Genomic DNA, 16,295 nt, shown 5'->3' with positions numbered 1-16,295 from the left:
CATGGCTCCCATGGCTACACATGTGATCACCGGAGCCGGTTCCGGCATCGGCGCGGCCGTCGCGCGCCGCCTCCACGCGCGCGGGGACGAACTCGTGCTCCACGCGCGCGACGCGGGGCGGGCCAAGGAGCTCGCCGCGGAGTTCCCCGGGGCCCGGACGCTCGTGGGGGATCTCGCGGACCCGGACCGGCTCTCCTGGGCGTTCTCGCACCAGACCATGCCCGAGCGGGTGGACAGCCTGCTGCACATCGCGGGCGTCGTCGACCTCGGGCCCATCGGCGACCTCACCCCGAAGACCTGGCACCACCAGCTCAACGTCAACCTGATCGCACCCGCCGAGCTGACCCGGCACCTCCTGCCCCAGCTCCGGGTCTCGCAGGGCCATGTCGTCTTCGTGAACTCGGGCGCCGGGCTCAACGCGCACGCCGAGTGGGGCGCCTACGCCGCCTCCAAGCACGGCCTCAAGGCCCTCGCGGACTCCCTGCGGCACGAGGAGCACGCCAACGGGGTGCGGGTCACCTCGGTCTACCCGGGCCGCACCGCGAGCCCGATGCAGGCGAAGGTGCACCAGCAGGAGGGCAAGGAGTACGACCCGTCGCGATGGATCGACCCGGAGTCGGTCGCCACGGCGATCCTCACGGCGATCGACCTGCCGCGCGACGCCGAGATCAACGACCTCACCGTCCGTCCGGGGCGGTAGACGTGAGCACATCGGACACATCGGACATGAGTGACACGAAGCGATGGGGGCCCGCCACCGGCGTCGGTTCCCTGCCCGGCGGCGACGCCCGCGAGGCCGCGAGGGCGGCCACCGGCTCCTTCGAGGACTTCCCGTTCCTGGCCGAGCTGCCCGCCAGGGGTCCCGGCGCCGACATGATCGGCCGGACGCTCGGGATGCTCGTCGACCTGTACGCGCACCTGGAGCCGAGCGGCTGGCGGATCAGCGACCGGCCCGGCCGGGACACCAGGCGGGCCCGTTCCTGGCTCGGCGAGGACCTGGACGCCCTGGAGGAGTTCACCCAGGGGTACGAGGGTCCGCTCAAGGTGCAGGCCGTGGGCCCGTGGACGCTCGCCGCGGGCCTGGAGCTGCGCGGCGGCGAGTCGGCGCTCGGGGACGCGGGCGCCTGCCGCGACCTGGTCGGCTCGCTCGCCGAGGGACTCCACGGACACCTCGCGGACCTGCGCAAGCGGATCCCCGGGGCCCGGGTCGTGCTCCAGCTCGACGAGCCCTCGCTCACCGCCGTCCTGCGCGGCCACGTCCGTACCGCCAGCGGCTACCGCACCTACCGGGCCGTCGACCGGCAGGTCGTCGAGAGCGCGCTGCGGGAGGTGATCGCGGTCCACGACGGGCCGGTGCTCGTCCACTCCTGCGCACCCGACGTCCCGTTCGCGCTGCTGCGGCGCGCCGGCGTCGCCGGGGTCTCGTTCGACTTCGGGCTCCTCACCGAGCGTGACGACGAGCAGATCGGCGAGGCCGTCGAGTCCGGTACGAAGCTCTTCGCCGGTGTGGTCCCGTCCACCGACACCGCATTGTCGGACCCGGGCGGTAGCGTCATGGGTGTCAGGACGCTGTGGCGCAGGCTGGGGCTGAATCCGGGGACTCTCGCGGAGTCCGTGGTCATCACCCCCACGTGCGGGCTCGCGGGCGCATCGCCCGCCTACGCCCGCGCGGCCCTCGCCCACTGCGCCCGGGCGGCGAGATCGCTCGCGGACAACCCAGAGTGACCGGGTTTCGAGGCACGGGAGGACGGACGAAGGTGGCAGTCGAACAGGGGGCCCTGCCCGCCGAGGCACGGGAGAAGCACGCCGATCTGGCCGAGCGGGTCGAGGAGCACCGCTTCCGGTACTACGTGAAGGACCAGCCGGTCATCAGCGACGGCGAGTTCGACAAGCTCCTGCGCGCCCTGGAGGCGCTGGAGGAGGAGTACCCGGAGCTGCGGACGCCGGACTCGCCGACCCAGAAGGTCGCGGGGCAGTACGAGACGGACTTCACCTCCGTCGAGCACCGGGAGCGCATGCTCTCCCTGGACAACGCCTTCGACGACGAGGAGTTGGCGGCCTGGTCCGAGCGGGTCGCCCGGGACGTCGGCACCCCCGACTTCCACTACCTGTGCGAGCTGAAGGTCGACGGCCTCGCGGTCAATCTCACCTACGAGCACGGGCGGCTGACCCGGGCCGCCACCCGCGGCGACGGCCGCGCCGGCGAGGACATCACGCCCAACGTCCGGACGATCGCAGACATCCCGGACCGGCTGCGCGGGGACCGTGTCCCCGACCTGGTGGAGATCCGCGGCGAGGTCTACTTCCCGATGGAGGCCTTCGAGGGGCTCAACGCCCGCCTGGTGGAGGCCGGCGAGAAGCCCTTCGCCAACCCGCGGAACGCGGCGGCGGGTTCGCTCCGCCAGAAGGACCCCAAGGTCACCGCCTCCCGCCCGCTCCACATGGTCGTGCACGGCATCGGCGCCCGCGAGGGCTTCGACATCTCCCGGCTCTCGGAGACGTACGACCTGCTCCGCGAGTGGGGCCTGCCCACCGCCCGGCACAACAAGGTGGTCGGTTCGCTCGACGAGGTGCGGGAGTTCATCGCGTACTTCGGGGAGAACCGCCACTCGGTGGAGCACGAGATCGACGGGGTCGTCGTCAAGCTCGACGAGATCCCGCTCCAGGGCCGGCTGGGTTCCACCGCGCGCGCCCCGCGCTGGGCCATCGCCTGGAAGTACGCGCCGGAAGAGGTCAACACAAAGCTGATCGACATCAAGGTCGGCGTCGGCAGGACCGGGCGCGTCACCCCGTACGCGCAGGTCGAGCCGGTGACGGTGGCCGGGTCCGAGGTCGAGTTCGCCACCCTCCACAACCAGGAGGTGGTGAAGGCCAAGGGCGTCCTGATCGGCGACACGGTCGTGCTGCGCAAGGCCGGTGACGTCATCCCGGAGATCCTCGGGCCGGTCGCCGACCTGCGGGACGGCAGCGAGCGGGAGTTCGTCATGCCGGCGGAGTGCCCCGAGTGCGGCACCCCGCTGAAGCCGATGAAGGAGGGCGACATCGACCTCCGCTGCCCGAACGCCCGCACCTGCCCGGCCCAGCTGCGCGAGCGGCTCTTCTTCCTCGCCGGGCGCCAGTGCCTGGACATCGAGAACTTCGGCGCGGTGGCCGCCGCCGCCCTGACCCAGCCCCTGGAGCCGGCCGAGCCGCCGCTCTCCGACGAGGGTGACCTCTTCGACCTCACCATCGAGAAGCTGCTGCCGATCAAGGCGTACGTCCTCGACCCGGACAGCGGACTCCCGCGGCGGGACCCGAAGACCGGCGAGGAGAAGATCGTCACGGTCTTCGCCAACCAGAAGGGCGAGCCGAAGAAGAACGCGCTCGCGATGCTGGAGAACATCGCGGCGGCGAAGACCCGGCCGCTCGCCCGGTTCATCAACGGGCTCTCGATCCGCCACGTGGGGCCGGTCGCGGCCGAGGCGCTGGCCCGCGAGTTCCGCTCCCTGGAGCGGATCGAGCAGGCGAGTGAGGAGGAGCTGGCGGCCGTCGACGGGGTCGGCGGGATCATCGCGACCGCGGTGAAGCAGTGGTTCGCCGAGGAGTGGCACCGGGAGATCGTGCGCAAGTGGCGCGCGGCCGGGATCAGCCTGGAGGACGAGGGTGCCGGCGAGGACGAGGGCCCGCGTCCGCTGGAAGGGCTCACGGTCGTGGTGACCGGCACGCTGGAGAACTTCACCAGAGATGGCGCAAAAGAGTCGCTCCAGAGACTCGGAGCGAAGGTGACCGGTTCCGTTTCGAAGAAGACCGCCTTCGTGGTCGTCGGTGAAAACCCTGGTTCGAAGTACGACAAGGCGATGCAGCTGAAGGTTCCGGTTCTGGACGAGGACGGCTTCGCGGTCCTGCTCGAACAAGGGCCCGAGGCCGCCAGGGAAGCCGCGGTCCCGGTCACCGGCTAGGGACCCGAACCTCTCGCGAAGCTCACCCGTTCGGCGCATACCAGATCGTTACGGGTGGGCGGGCCGCATTCGGGCAAGACAGGGAGAGCGCTGCCCGTCGGAGCCCTCGGCGGCCTAGTGTGGTGACCGTGCGTCTCGTCCTGCACGGCCGCGCGAGGGCTCTGCCGGTCGTGGCGTAGGACGACGGCCCCGTGGCACGAGGAACGACCGGCTGAGCCCTCGGCCGGCCGGCGTGCGGCGGACGGCCGGACGACGGACGGCCGCGTGACCGCGGCCCATCGCACACCGACGGCACCGCCGCCTGTGAGAGGGACGGGAATGGAACCGACCGAGAGCGCCGCCCCGGTCGCACGGCCGTACGGCCGTGTGGTCTCCCTGGGCTTCACCTCCCGGCTGCCCGCAGCCGTGGTGGGCATCGCCGCCGTCGTGCTCGTCGCGGGGCTCCAGCGGGCCCTGAGCACCGGCCACGGACTCTTCCCCGCCGGGGTGGTCGGCTGGTCCCTCGCCGTCCTCACCGGCCTGATCGTCGGCCATCTGGTCGCCCTGGGCCGCGACCGCTGGTGGGGCGGCACCGGCTCCGGCGCCGCGCTCACCCTCGCCGTCCTGCTGCTGTACGGCTGGGTCCCCGCGGGACTCGTCTCGCTGACCGTCGTCGCCCTGGTCGGCGCCGCCCGCCGGCACCGCTGGCGCCAGGGCCTGCTGCACGGCGCCGCCGACGTCATCGGAGTCGCGGCCGCCGCCCTCGTCCTCGCCCTCTTCGGAGACGTACCCAGCGTCGAACAGCCCTGGCAGCCCCTCGACTGGACGATCGGGGACCTCCCGGAAGTCGTGCTCGCCGCGGCCACCTATCTCGTGGTGACCCGCCTCCTCCTGTGGTACACGCTCGCCCCCCAGGGCCGCGGACTGCCCACGGTCGCCCGCACCGCCCTCCTCCGGCAGGGCCTCGTCGCCGTCGCCCTCCTCGGCATCACCCCGCTGATCTGCGTCGTCGCCGTCAGCAGACCGGTCCTGCTGCCGCTCTTCGCCGTCCCCCTCATCGCTCTCGACTCCACCCTGTGGATCGCCCGCGCCCGCGCGGAGGAACAGCTGCGCGACCCGCTGACCGGGCTGCCCAACCGCCAGTGGCTCCTGGAGCGGGCCTGGACCGCCCTGGAGGAGGCCGAGGGCCAGGGAGCCCGCGCCGCCCTCGTCCTGATCGACCTCGACCGCTTCCGGTCGGTCAACGACACGCTCGGACACCTCGCGGGCGACCGGCTGCTCCTCCAGATCGCCGACCGGCTGCGCCTCGCCCTGCCACGCGGCGCCGAGGCCGCCCGGCTCGGCGGCGACGAGTTCGCCGTCCTGCTGCCCACCGCCGACTCCACCACCAGCGCCCAGCGCGTCGCCCGCCACCTCGTCGCCGAGCTCTCCTCCCCGCTCGACCTCGACGGGCTCACCCTCGTCCTGGAGGCCAGCGCGGGCGTCGCCGTCTTCCCCGACCACGCCCTCGACGCCGAAGGCCTGCTGCGCCGCGCCGACGTCGCCATGTACCAGGCCAAGCGGGACCGCACCGGCGTCGAGGTCTACGAGTCCAAGCGCGACTCCAACACGCCGGACCGGCTCGGCCTCCTCGGCGACCTGCGCCGCGCCCTCGACGCGGGCGAGGTCGAACTGCACTACCAGCCCAAGGTCCGCTTCGACGGCCAGGTCGCGGGCCTCGAAGCCCTCGTCCGCTGGGTGCACCCCGAGCGCGGAAAGGTCCCGCCCGACGAGTTCATCGCCATCGCCGAGTCCTCGGGACTGATGCCCCACCTCACCGAGTACGTCCTGGAGACCGCCCTCGCCCAGGTCGCCCGCTGGCGCGCCCAGGGGCTCAACGTCCCGGTCGCCGTCAACGTCTCGCCGCGCGACGTGCACACCCCCGGGTTCGCGGGCGCCGTCGCCGCCCGGCTGGCCCGCCACGGCGTCCCGGCCGGAGCGCTCCAGCTGGAGATAACGGAGCACGTGCTCCTGGAGGACCCCCAGCGGGCCGCCGACACGCTCAACGGCCTCACCGGCCACGGCGTCAAGATGTCCCTCGACGACTTCGGCACCGGGTACTCCTCCCTCGTCCATCTGCGCCGGCTCCCCGTCAGCGAACTGAAGATCGACCGCTCCTTCGTCGCCCGGCTGGCCGTCGACACCGAGGACGCCGAGATCGTCCGCTGCACCGTCGACCTCGCCCACTCCCTCGGCCTCCTCGTCGTCGCCGAGGGCGTGGAGGACGACGAGACCTGGGAACGCCTGCGTGACCTGGGCTGCGACGCCGTCCAGGGCTGGCTGGTCGCCGCCGCGATGCCGCCCGTCGAGGCGACCGCCTGGCTGCTCGCCCGCGGCGAGCACGGCTGGCGCCGCCCCGCCGACATCGCCGCCCAGGCCGAACTCGACCAGGCCGCGGGCCGGCTCGACCACCCCTCCGGCCAGGTCGTCCCGTAGGACGGCCCCGCCCGGCACCCGGACGCCGGGCAAACCGTTTCACGGGCAGCGGCACCGGCCCCATAGGATGGGGCCACACCATCAAGCTCACCCCGTGAGGATCCGCATGCCTGGCATCACGCGCGAGGAGGTCGCCCACCTCGCACGGCTGGCGCGTCTGGAGCTGAAGGGCGAAGAACTCGATCACTTCGCCGGCCAGCTCGACGACATCATCGGCGCGGTCGCCCGCGTCTCCGAGGTCGCCGACCAAGACGTACCGCCGACCTCCCACCCGCTGCCGCTGACCAATGTCATGCGCGCGGACGAGGTCCGTCCGTCGCTCACCCCCGAGCAGGCGCTCTCCGGCGCCCCGGCCCAGGAGCAGCAGCGTTTCAAGGTGCCGCAGATCCTGGGGGAGGACTAACAGTCATGACGGACAACATCATCAAGCTCACCGCGGCCGAGATCGCCCGCAGGATCGCCGCAGGCGACCTGACGGCCGTCGAGGTCACCGAGGCACACCTCGCCCGCATCGAGGCCGTCGACGAGAAGGTCCACGCCTTCCTGCACGTCGACCGTGAGGGCGCCCTCGCCCAGGCCCGCGCCGTGGACGAGAAGCGTGCCCGCGGCGAGAAGCTCGGCCCCCTCGCCGGTGTGCCGCTCGCGCTCAAGGACATCTTCACCACCGTCGGCATGCCGACGACCGTGGGCTCGAAGATCCTGGAGGGCTGGATCCCGCCGTACGACGCGACCCTGGTCAAGAACCTCAAGGCCGCCGACGTCGTCATCCTCGGCAAGACCAACATGGACGAGTTCGCGATGGGCTCCTCCACGGAGAACAGCGCGTACGGCCCCACCGGAAACCCCTGGGACCTGACCCGGATCCCCGGCGGCTCCGGCGGCGGCTCCTCCGCCGCGCTCGCCGCGTACGAGGCCCCCCTCGCCATCGGCACGGACACCGGCGGCTCCATCCGCCAGCCCGCCGCCGTCACCGGCACCGTCGGCGTCAAGCCGACCTACGGCGGCGTCTCCCGCTACGGCATGGTGGCCTTCTCGTCCTCCCTCGACCAGGGCGGCCCCTGCGCCCGCACGGTCCTGGACGCGGCCCTCCTCCACGAGGCCATCGCCGGACACGACCCGCTCGACTCGACCTCCATCGACGCCCCGGTCCCGCCGGTCGTCGAGGCGGCCCTGAGCGGCTCCGTCGGCGGCATGCGCGTCGGCGTCGTCAAGCAGTTCCGCGGCGAGGGCTACCAGGCCGGTGTCGTGCAGCGCTTCGACGAGTCCGTCGAGCTGCTCAGGTCGCTGGGCGCCGAGATCGTCGAGCTGGACTGCCCGACCTTCGATCTCGCCCTTTCGGCGTACTACCTGATCGCGCCGTCCGAGTGCTCCTCGAACCTGGCCCGCTTCGACGCCATGCGCTACGGCCTGCGGGTCGGCGACGACGGCACGCGGTCCGCCGAGGACGTCACCGCCCTCACCCGTGAGGCCGGCTTCGGCGACGAGGTCAAGCGCCGCATCATCCTCGGTACGTACGCGCTCAGCTCCGGCTACTACGACGCGTACTACGGCTCGGCCCAGAAGGTCCGCACGCTCATCACCCGCGAGTTCGAGAAGGCCTTCGAGGAGGTGGACGTGATCGTCTCCCCGACGACGCCCACCACCGCCTTCCCGATCGGCGAGCGCGCCGACGACCCGATGGCGATGTACCTCGCGGACCTGTGCACCATCCCGACCAACCTGGCCGGCAACGCCGCCATGTCGCTGCCCTGCGGCCTGGCGCCCGAGGACGGTCTGCCGGTCGGCCTGCAGATCATCGCTCCCGCCATGAAGGACGACCGGCTGTACAAGGTCGGCGCCGCCGTCGAGGCCGCGTTCGTGGAAAAGTGGGGGCATCCGCTGCTTGAGGAGGCTCCGTCGCTGTGAGTGCCATGGCAAAGAAGGCCAAGAACTTCAAGAAGTCGAAGACCGGCGTCTACGTCTCGCTGGCCACCACCGCGTTCGGCGCGGTCAGCGTCGCCAAGCAGGCCAAGATGGCCCGCAACGACGGCGACATGCTGCGGCTCGTCGACGCCGCGGTGTCCGCCGCCGCCATCGTTACCGGCCTGGCGATCCTCTACCGGGAGCTGAAGCGCCTGGGCGACGACGACGTCCTGCTGGGCTGAGAGGGAAAGTCTCACCGTGACTGTCACTGAACTGCTGTCGTACGAAGCGGCGCTTGCCGAGTACGACCCCGTCATGGGCCTGGAGGTCCATGTCGAGCTCGGCACCCGGACGAAGATGTTCTGCGGCTGCTCGACCGAGCTGGGCGCGGAGCCGAACTCGCAGACCTGCCCGACCTGCCTCGGCATGCCCGGCTCGCTGCCGGTCGTCAACGCGATCGGCGTCGAGTCCGCCATCAAGATCGGCCTCGCGCTGCACTGCGAGATCGCCGAGTGGTGCCGCTTCGCCCGGAAGAACTACTTCTATCCGGACATGCCGAAGAACTTCCAGACCTCCCAGTACGACGAGCCGATCGCCTTCAACGGCTACCTGGACGTCCAGCTGGAGGACGGCGAGATCTTCCGCGTGGAGATCGAGCGCGCCCACATGGAGGAGGACACCGGCAAGTCGCTGCACGTCGGCGGCGCGACCGGCCGCATCCACGGCGCCTCGCACTCGCTGCTCGACTACAACCGGGCCGGCATCCCGCTCATCGAGATCGTCACCAAGCCGATCGAGGGCGCGGGCGAGCGGGCCCCCGAGGTCGCCAAGGCGTACGTCGCCGAGCTGCGCGAGCTGATCCGCGCCCTCGGTGTGTCCGACGCGCGCATGGACAAGGGCCAGATGCGCTGCGACGTGAACCTGTCGCTGCGCCCCCACGGCACCAAGACCTTCGGCACCCGTTCGGAGACGAAGAACGTCAACTCGCTCCGTTCGGTGGAGCGTGCGGCGCGCTTCGAGATCCAGCGCCACGCGGCCGTGCTCACCTCCGGTGGCACGATCGTGCAGGAGACCCGTCACTTCCACGAGGACGACGGCTCCACCACCTCCGGCCGCATCAAGGACAACGCCGAGGACTACCGGTACTTCCCGGAGCCCGACCTCGTCCCGGTGGCCCCTGCCCGCGAGTGGATCGAGGAGCTCCGCAAGGGGCTTCCCGAGCTGCCGCGCGTGCGCCGCAACCGGCTGCGCGAGGAGTGGGGCGTGTCCGAGCTGGACATGCAGTCCATCCTCAACGCGGGCGCGGTCGACGCGATCGTCGCCACGATCGAGGCGGGCGCCGACGCGGCCTCGGCCCGCAAGTGGTGGATGGGCGAGCTCGCCCGTAACGCCAACGAGCAGGGCGTCTCCCTCGAGGAGCTGGCGATCACGCCGGCGGACGTGGCCCGGGTCTCGGCCCTGGTCGCCTCCGGCGACCTCAACGACAAGCTGGCCCGTCAGGTCATCGAGGGCGTTCTCGCCGGCGAGGGCACCCCGGACGCGGTCGTCGAGAAGCGCGGTCTGAAGGTCGTCTCCGACGACGGCGCGCTCGGCACGGCGGTCGACGAGGCCATCGCGGGCAACGCGGCCATCGCGGACAAGATCCGCGGCGGCAAGGTCGCGGCGGTCGGCGCCCTGGTCGGCGCGGTCATGAAGGCCACCAGGGGCCAGGCGGACGCGGCGAAGGTCAAGGACCTGATCCTGGAGAAGCTCGGCGTCAGCGAGGGCTGAGCCCGCTTTCCGTCACACGTACGAGGGCGGCCCCCCACCGGAACTCCGGTGGGGGGCCGCCTTTCGTCGCCGTCGTGGGTCACGTAGCTGCCCGGGTTCACACAGAAGTCGAAGTTCTGGTAGCTGAGGTTGTGCGACGAGGTCCCGATGCTGCCCGAAACCCGAGCATCCCCGCGGAGGGGTCCGACCCCGACGCGCGCCGCCTTCGTCGCGAGCGGGTTCACGTCCCTCGACGGACTGCCTGCCGTGGCGGGCCCTGACGGACCGTTCACCACCGCGCCGTCACGGGGTCTTGTCGGCGTCATCCGACCTCACTACCGTCCCTCGCGTACCACCCAATGGCTCGAAGGCGAACCATTGGCCGTCGACTGGAGGTCGGTCTTGCCCCCCGAGAGGTCCCCCGAGAAGTCCCCCGAGAAGTCCCCCGAGAAGTCCCCCGAGATGTCCCGCAGAAGGCTCCTCGCGCTGGGTGGAGGCGCCTTCGGTGTCGCCGCCGCCGGGTCGCTGCTGCCGCCGTCGCTGCAGGCCGCGATGGCCGCGGAGCCCCCGGCCGGGGGGATGCCGGCGGTCCGGCACGTGGTGATCCTGATGCAGGAGAACCGTTCCTTCGACCACTACTTCGGCACCCTCCGCGGCGTCCGCGGATTCGGCGACCGCAATGCGATCGAGCTGCCCTCCGGCACGTCGGTGTTCGAGCAGCCCGCCGCCCTCGACCGGACCGTGCTGCCCTTCCCGATCCGCGGCGCCGCCGAGACCCAGAAGAAGGACCTCCAGTACATCGGGGACCTCGACCACTCCTGGAGCGGCGGCGCCAAGGCCTGGCGCGACGGCTGGATGGACGGCTGGGTCTCGGCGAAGACCGCCGCCACCATGGCGTACTACGACCGGCAGGACCTCCCCCTGCACTACGAGCTGGCCGACACCTTCACCGTCTGCGACGCCTACCACTCGTCCGTCCACACCTCGACGAGCCCCAACCGCAACCACCTCTGGTCCGGCTGGACCGGCTTCGAGGCCGACGGCAGCCGGGCGGTCACGAACGCCGCGTACGCCGAGGGCACCCACCCCGGCTACGGCTGGCCCACCTACGCCGAGCGTCTCGAAGCCGCCGGTCGCAGCTGGAAGACGTACACCGAGTGGGAGAACTTCACCGACAACAACATCGAGTTCTTCACCACCTTCAAGAAGATCGCCCGCAAGGCCCTCGCCGGGACCGGCGGGCACACCTTCATGGAGTCCTTCTACGCCGCCGTCCGCGACACGGGCGACGCCACCGAGCGCGCCCGCCTGCTCGGCCTCCTGGAGGAGGGCGTCGCCACCCTCACCGAGGCCGAGCGCTCCCTCTTCGAGCGCGGACTGCGCCGCGTGGAGAGCGGCACCCTCGCCGACGCCTTCCGCGCCGACGTCGCCGCCGGCACCCTCCCCGAGGTCTCCTACCTCGTTCCCTCGGCGATCGATTCCGAGCACCCCGGTTCCTCCTCGCCGATCGCCTCCGCCACCCTCGTCTACAAGGTGCTCGACGCCCTCGGCGCGCACCCGGACGTGTGGCGTCACACCGTCGTCCTGATCAACTACGACGAGAACGACGGCTTCTTCGACCACGTGCCGCCGCCGGTCCCGCCCGCCGACAACACGGACGAGCGCTGGAAGGGCCGGCCCACCGGCCTCGGCATCCGCGTCCCGCTGCTCGTCGTCTCCCCCTGGTCGGTCGGCGGCTACGTCTGCTCCGAGACCTTCGACCACACCTCGGTGATCCGCTTCCTGGAGAAGCTCACCGGCATCGAGGAGCCCAACATCACCCCCTGGCGCCGGGCCGTCACCGGCGATCTCACCTCCGCCTTCGACTTCAGGCGGGGCCGCCGGCAGCCGCCCGTCGAGCAGCCGGGCCCGATCCCGCCCTTCACCGGCCGCTGGCGGCCGCAGCCCCCGGCCGTGCAGCGGATGCCCGTGCAGGAGCCGGGTGTCCGCCCCGCCCGCCCGCTGCCGTACCAGCCGGACGCCGCCGCGACCACCGGCGACGGCGCGGTGACGGTCGCGCTCAGCAACCGGGGCAGGGCGAGCGCGCACTTCGCCCTCTACCCGTACGCGGGCGAGTTCGCCGTCCCCCAGCACCAGGACGTCAGGGGTACGGGGGAGTGGACCGTCCCCGTTCCGGGTGATCATTACCGCTTCACGATCACCGGCCCCAACGGCTTCCGCCGCGAGTTCGAGGGCCCCGCGACGGGCGGCGCCGAACTGGGCTCCCGCATCGACCATCACGACCGTGACCTGCACCTCACCGTACGGAACACCGGATCGGCCGCCGTCTCCTTCACGGTCAGGCCGCTCGGGTACGTGGACCCCGACGACCTCGGCGACTGGACCCGCACCGTCACCGTGAAGCCCGGGAAGACCCGTACCGTCGTCCACTCGGCCGCCGACGCGCACGGCTGGTACGACGTCGAGGTGACCGCGCCCGGGGGCTTCCGCCGCCGGCTCATGGGGCACATCGAGAACGGTCGCGCCAGCGTCTCCGGCTGAGCGTCCACGGTGACCTTCCGTGCCCGGGGTGCAGGACCTTCGTCCCGATCCCCGGGCACGCCTGTGAGTATCGCCACGAAAGGGGCAAACGATCACGTTTGGCTGCCAGAGTGGGCGCACGTAGTCATGCGTGTCGGTCATGCGTTCTTCTCGGGCTGTTCCCGCGAAAGATCCACGAACCACCCAGGGAGCACGTCCTTTGGCAGCCATCGCACGGTGGTGCATCAAGCACCGCCTCGTCGCCGTCCTCCTGTGGCTCCTCGCCCTCGGCGGGGTCGGCACCACGGCCGTCGTCGCCGGCAGCGCGTACTCCAACGACTACGAGGTCCCCGGCACCGAGTCCGGCCGGGCCACCGCCCTCCTCGACCGCGGCTTCCACGGCCTCGGCGGCGACAGCGACACCATCGTCTGGCACACCGACCAGGGCAGCGTCCGCGCCGACGCCGTCGAGAAGCGCATGAGCGCGATGCTCGACGAGGTCGCCGAACTGCCCGGCATCGCCGCCGTCACCTCCCCGTACGGCGCCGTCCCGGGACAGGTCAGCGAGGACGGCCACACCGCCTACGCCGTCGTCACGTTCCACGAGCAGGCCGACGACATCCCCCAGGCGCAGGCCCAAGCCCTCGTCGACACCGCGAAGGCCGCCGAGGCCGACGGCGTCGCGGTCGAGCTGGGCGGCAGCGCCGTAGCCCTCACCGAGGCCCCCGGCGGGCACATCGCCGAAGTCGTCGGCGTCGCCGTCGCCGCCGTCGTCCTCTTCCTCGCCTTCGGCTCCCTCGCCGCCTCCGCGCTCCCCATCGCGACCGCGCTCGTCAGCGTCGGCATCGCCTACTCCGGGATCGTGCTCCTCGGCCACCTCATGACCGTCGCCGACTTCGCCCCCATGCTCGGCATGCTCGTCGGGCTCGGCGTCGGCATCGACTACGCCCTCTTCATCGTCACCCGGCACCGCAGAGGCCTGAAACGCGGCCTGTCCGTCGCGGAGGCCGCGGAGACGGCCGTCGCCACCACCGGCCGCGCCGTCGTCTTCGCCGGGGCCACCGTCTGCATCGCGCTGCTCGGCATGCTGATCCTGCGGCTCAGCTTCCTCAACGGCGTCGCCATCGCCGCCTCCCTCACCGTCGTCCTCACCGTCGCCGCCTCCGTCACCTTCCTTCCGGCGCTGCTCTCGCTCATCGGCATGCGGGCGCTGTCCCGGCGCGAACGCCGGACGCTCGCCGAACACGGGCCGCAGCCCGAACTGCCCACCGGCTTCGCCGCCCGCTGGTCCGCCTTCGTCGAGCGGCACCCGAAGCTGCTCGGGGTCGTCGCCGTCGTCGTCATGGGCTTCCTTGCCCTGCCGACCCTCTCGCTCCACCTCGGCACCTCCGACCAGGGCAACGGCCCGGCGACCGCGACCACGCGGCAGGCGTACGACCTGATCGCCGACGGCTTCGGGCCCGGCGTCAACGGTCCGCTCACCCTCGTCGCCGGGCTCGACGGCGCCGACGACCGGGTCGCCCTCGACCAGCTGCCCGCCGCGCTCTCCGCCACCCGCGGGGTCGCCTCCGTCTCCCCGGTCACGTACAACAGCTCCGGCGACACCGCCGTCCTCACCGTCGTCCCCGAGTCCTCGCCCCAGTCGAAGGCCACCAGCGAGCTCGTCGACCGGCTCCGCGCGGACGTCCTCCCGCGGGCCGAGGCCGGCACCTCCCTCGACGTGCACGTCGGCGGTGTCACCGCCTCGTACGACGACTTCGCCGAGATCATCATCGGCAAGCTGCCGCTCTTCGTCGGCGTCGTCATCGCCCTCGGCTGTCTGCTGCTCCTGCTCGCCTTCCGCTCGATCGGCATCCCGCTCAAGGCCGCCGCCATGAACGTCTTCGCCGTCGCCGCCGCCTTCGGCGTCGTCGTGGCGATCTTTCAGTGGGGCTGGGGCAGCGAGCTCCTCGGCCTCGGCAGCGCCGGGCCGATCGAACCCTTCCTGCCGGTGATCATGGTCTCCGTCCTCTTCGGACTCTCCATGGACTACCAGGTCTTCCTGGTCAGCCGGATGTACGAGGAGTGGCTGGAGACCGGCGACAACCGGCGCGCGGTACGGGTCGGCCTGGCCGAGACCAGCCGGGTGATCAACTCCGCCGCCGTCATCATGATCTCCGTCTTCCTCGCCTTCGTCCTCTCCGGCGACCGGGTCATCGCGATGTTCGGCATCGCGCTCGCGGCGGCCGTCGCCCTCGACGCGTTCGTGCTGCGCACCCTCCTCGTCCCCGCGCTCATGCACCTGCTCGGCGGGGCGAACTGGTGGCTGCCCCGATGGCTCGACCGTCTGCTCCCCCGGATCAGCATCGAACCGCCCGAGTGCCGCGAGGCGGCCGACGCGCGTGCGAAGATCCCCACGCAGTTCGTGACGGTTCCGGCCGTGGAGGAGAGGATCGAGGATGTTCGCGATATCGCTGGGTGACGACGGCGCGGAGCTGAGGCCCCTGGAGCCCTGGCGGGCCGAGGAGTTCCTGGCGCACATGGATCGGGGACGGGAGTTCATCGGGGAGCACATCGCCCTGCCGGACTTCGTCGCCGACCTGGACTCCGCCCGCTCCTTCCTCCGCTCGTACGCCGAGAAGGCCGCGAGCGACACCGGACGGATCTACGGCATCTGGACCGATGGCACCCTCGTCGGCGGCGTCCTCTTCCGGACGTTCGACGCCACGCACGGCACCGCCGAGGCGGGCTGCTGGCTGGAGCCCACCGCCGCCGGGAAGGGCCTGATCACCCGGGCCTGCCGGGTCATCATCGACTGGGCGATCGAGGAGCGCGGCATCCACCGCGTCGAATGGCACGCCTCCGTGAAGAACGGGGCGAGCATCGCCGTCGCCCGGCGGTTGGGCATGACGCGGGAGGGCGTCCTGCGGGAGAACTACCCGCACCGCGGCACGCGCACGGACACGGAGGTCTGGGCGATCCTGGCCCCCGAGTGGCGGGCGGCGAAGACCGGGGCGGCGTCTTAAGACGGTTCTCATGTGCGCCGCCTAGCGTGCGCCGCATGGACACCAAGACGACGACAGAGAAGACCGGCGAGACCGGCGACAACGCCGAGAGCCCCGAGGGCGCCGGGAGCGCCGGGGCGGACATCGCCGCGAAGACCACCGAGCCGGTCGAGGCGGCTGAGGCCGCGCCCGCCGTGGAGCCGCTGGACGCCGACGCCCTCGGTCCGGCCGACGAGGTCGACAAGGACGACGACGAGGACGACGACGAGGCGCTGTTCCCGGACGAGGCCCCCGCTTCCGCCTCCGCCGGCATCGGCGGCGCCGCAGCGGCCGTGGTGTCCGCCGCCCTCGGCGTCGTCGCGCTCACCGGAACCTGGACCGGCAAGGTCGTCGCCGAGCGCGAGACCCTCATCGGCCAGATCAAGACCTCCGGATCCGGCACGCCGGCCCAGCAGATCTCCGAGATCTACGCCGACGCCTGGCACAGCGTCGCCCTGGTGAACGGTGTCCTGTCGCTCGTCGCCCTGCTCGTGGCCGTCCTGGTGCTCGCCCTTCCCGGGCGCCCCTCCTGGGTCCGCGCGGTCGCCGTCGCGGGCGCCGTCCTGGGCGGCCTCGGCCTGCTCCTGTCGGTCGGTACCTACTTCGACCTCTTCCTGAACCTCCCGACCGCCGGGTCCTGAGACCCCCGGCCTTGATCCCTCGGGCGGTGCCTAAGGCCCCCTGAGGACCGCCTAAGGACCCCCGTACC

At 71.8% G+C, this 16,295-nt stretch carries 12 protein-coding genes; all 12 read left to right on the top strand.

Annotated features, from left to right (window positions below; all coding sequences use genetic code 11):
* Position 1 precedes the first annotated feature (1 nt).
* Entirely contained in the window at positions 2-700 is a 699-nt protein-coding gene (locus IO20_RS0121985) for an SDR family oxidoreductase (protein ID WP_030553711.1), read from the top strand.
* Between the two features lie 26 nt (positions 701-726).
* Positions 727-1,725, top strand: coding sequence for a methionine synthase (locus IO20_RS0121980; protein ID WP_030553712.1), 999 nt, complete (start codon positions 727-729; stop codon positions 1,723-1,725).
* Positions 1,726-1,757: 32 nt separating this feature from the next.
* Positions 1,758-3,938: an NAD-dependent DNA ligase LigA gene (ligA, locus tag IO20_RS0121975; protein ID WP_030553713.1), complete on the top strand. Its 2,181-nt coding sequence runs from the start codon at positions 1,758-1,760 to the stop codon at positions 3,936-3,938.
* A gap of 318 nt (positions 3,939-4,256) precedes the next feature.
* Entirely contained in the window at positions 4,257-6,392 is a 2,136-nt protein-coding gene (locus tag IO20_RS0121970) for a putative bifunctional diguanylate cyclase/phosphodiesterase (RefSeq protein WP_030553714.1), read from the top strand.
* A gap of 106 nt (positions 6,393-6,498) precedes the next feature.
* On the top strand, positions 6,499-6,795 hold the full coding sequence (gene gatC, locus IO20_RS0121965) for an Asp-tRNA(Asn)/Glu-tRNA(Gln) amidotransferase subunit GatC (RefSeq protein WP_015036350.1): 297 nt from the start codon (positions 6,499-6,501) through the stop codon (positions 6,793-6,795).
* A gap of 5 nt (positions 6,796-6,800) precedes the next feature.
* Positions 6,801-8,297: an Asp-tRNA(Asn)/Glu-tRNA(Gln) amidotransferase subunit GatA gene (gene gatA, locus IO20_RS0121960; protein WP_030553715.1), complete on the top strand. Its 1,497-nt coding sequence runs from the start codon at positions 6,801-6,803 to the stop codon at positions 8,295-8,297.
* A 5-nt stretch (positions 8,298-8,302) separates the two neighbouring features.
* Entirely contained in the window at positions 8,303-8,536 is a 234-nt protein-coding gene (locus IO20_RS0121955; RefSeq protein WP_030216157.1) for a hypothetical protein, read from the top strand.
* Positions 8,537-8,552: 16 nt separating this feature from the next.
* Complete coding sequence (gatB, locus tag IO20_RS0121950) at positions 8,553-10,064, top strand: Asp-tRNA(Asn)/Glu-tRNA(Gln) amidotransferase subunit GatB (protein ID WP_030553717.1); 1,512 nt, start codon at positions 8,553-8,555, stop codon at positions 10,062-10,064.
* Positions 10,065-10,505: 441 nt separating this feature from the next.
* Positions 10,506-12,584 (top strand): phosphocholine-specific phospholipase C, encoded by a 2,079-nt coding sequence (locus tag IO20_RS0121945; protein ID WP_030553719.1) that lies wholly within the window; start codon positions 10,506-10,508, stop codon positions 12,582-12,584.
* A gap of 199 nt (positions 12,585-12,783) precedes the next feature.
* Positions 12,784-15,024, top strand: a complete 2,241-nt coding sequence (locus IO20_RS0121940; RefSeq protein ID WP_030553721.1) for an MMPL family transporter — start codon at positions 12,784-12,786, stop codon at positions 15,022-15,024.
* Complete coding sequence (locus IO20_RS0121935) at positions 15,002-15,568, top strand: GNAT family N-acetyltransferase (protein WP_030553722.1); 567 nt, start codon at positions 15,002-15,004, stop codon at positions 15,566-15,568. The genes IO20_RS0121940 and IO20_RS0121935 overlap by 23 nt, the downstream gene beginning before the upstream one ends.
* A gap of 26 nt (positions 15,569-15,594) precedes the next feature.
* The gene (locus IO20_RS0121930) at positions 15,595-16,227 is read left to right on the top strand and encodes a hypothetical protein (protein WP_030553724.1); all 633 of its coding nucleotides are present in this window, start codon (positions 15,595-15,597) and stop codon (positions 16,225-16,227) included.
* The last annotated feature ends 68 nt before the right edge of the window (positions 16,228-16,295 follow it).

It is taken from the genome of Streptomyces exfoliatus, from assembly GCF_000725545.1.
Classification (GTDB): domain Bacteria; phylum Actinomycetota; class Actinomycetes; order Streptomycetales; family Streptomycetaceae; genus Streptomyces; species Streptomyces exfoliatus.
This window is presented reverse-complemented; position numbering and strand designations above follow the sequence as displayed.

Excerpts from the sequence above, each read along its gene's own strand:
- IO20_RS0121985 (WP_030553711.1), top strand. The coding sequence starts at position 2 with ATGGCTCCCATGGCTACACATGTGATCACCGGAGCCGGTTCCGGCATC.
- IO20_RS0121980 (WP_030553712.1), top strand. The coding sequence starts at position 727 with ATGAGTGACACGAAGCGATGGGGGCCCGCCACCGGCGTCGGTTCCCTG.
- IO20_RS0121970 (WP_030553714.1), top strand. The coding sequence starts at position 4,257 with ATGGAACCGACCGAGAGCGCCGCCCCGGTCGCACGGCCGTACGGCCGT.
- gatC (WP_015036350.1), top strand. The coding sequence starts at position 6,499 with ATGCCTGGCATCACGCGCGAGGAGGTCGCCCACCTCGCACGGCTGGCG.
- gatA (WP_030553715.1), top strand. The coding sequence starts at position 6,801 with ATGACGGACAACATCATCAAGCTCACCGCGGCCGAGATCGCCCGCAGG.
- IO20_RS0121955 (WP_030216157.1), top strand. The coding sequence starts at position 8,303 with ATGGCAAAGAAGGCCAAGAACTTCAAGAAGTCGAAGACCGGCGTCTAC.
- IO20_RS0121945 (WP_030553719.1), top strand. The coding sequence starts at position 10,506 with ATGTCCCGCAGAAGGCTCCTCGCGCTGGGTGGAGGCGCCTTCGGTGTC.
- IO20_RS0121935 (WP_030553722.1), top strand. The coding sequence starts at position 15,002 with ATGTTCGCGATATCGCTGGGTGACGACGGCGCGGAGCTGAGGCCCCTG.